This window comes from Cobetia sp. SIMBA_158 (assembly GCF_046566945.1).
Classification (GTDB): Bacteria; Pseudomonadota; Gammaproteobacteria; order Pseudomonadales; family Halomonadaceae; genus Cobetia; species Cobetia amphilecti.
Genome location: NZ_JAWJYL010000783.1, coordinates 1 through 251, shown reverse-complemented (window position 1 = coordinate 251; position 251 = coordinate 1). Strand labels below are relative to the sequence as shown.

The 251-nt window shown below is 67.7% G+C and carries 1 pseudogene; it reads left to right on the top strand.

Annotation, left to right across the window (positions count from 1 at the left end):
• Nucleotides 1-208 (top strand): annotated as a pseudogene (locus R2R70_RS21950) (RpiR family transcriptional regulator); the annotation flags it as partial.
• Nucleotides 209-251 lie beyond the last annotated feature (43 nt).

The window sequence follows — 251 nt, the reverse complement described above, 5'->3', positions numbered from 1 at the left end:
CCCTGACGCGCCGCCGGAGACCCTGGAGGGGTTGAAGCAGGTGCTGGCGGCGATCGATCGTCGTGAGGTGGAGATTCGTCTCGGATCGAGTTCCCGGCGCGTGCTGGCGGTGCTGAGCGAGTCCCCGCAACGCACGGCGGTGTCTTCCATCAGCCAGCTGGCGGAGCGGACCGGCGTGAAGGCCTCGACCTTGTCGCGTCTGGCCTAGCGGCTGGGCTACGAGGGCTTCAGCAGGTTTCAGGAGGTCTGTC